1 protein-coding gene is annotated in these 252 nt (G+C 57.5%); it reads right to left on the bottom strand.

Going from position 1 to position 252, the window contains the following annotated elements:
- Window positions 1-203, bottom strand: a 203-nt coding sequence (locus ACM6IT_RS00020; RefSeq protein WP_414917224.1) for a transposase family protein, incomplete at its 3' end; no start/stop codon positions are given.
- Between the last annotated feature and the right edge of the window lie 49 nt (window positions 204-252).

Below are 252 nucleotides of genomic sequence, written 5' to 3'. Positions count from 1 at the left end.
TAGCGATCCAGCCAACTGACGGCTTCCATGCGTTTGCCGCAATCACGGCAGCCAACACGTCTGAGCAACACGCTGAGACGCACCGCACGGCCGAGGATGGGCAAATCACGAACGGTTCGCTCGCAATACTCATGAGTGGTTGAACAGGGCTTTTGGCACCCGCCACAGGATGGGAACCGGGTGGCGTGAGGGGTTAGATCGATTTGTAGGGTATCGCCATCAGGCTTGATGGTGACAACAGAAAAGCCCTCC

Origin of the sequence: Pseudomonas sp. IT-P4 (assembly GCF_949767755.1) — a bacterium.
In the GTDB taxonomy this organism is placed as follows: domain Bacteria; phylum Pseudomonadota; class Gammaproteobacteria; order Pseudomonadales; family Pseudomonadaceae; genus Aquipseudomonas; species Aquipseudomonas monachiensis.
The sequence above is the reverse complement of the archived record's forward strand: the minus strand, read 5'-3'. Positions and strand labels throughout refer to the sequence as shown.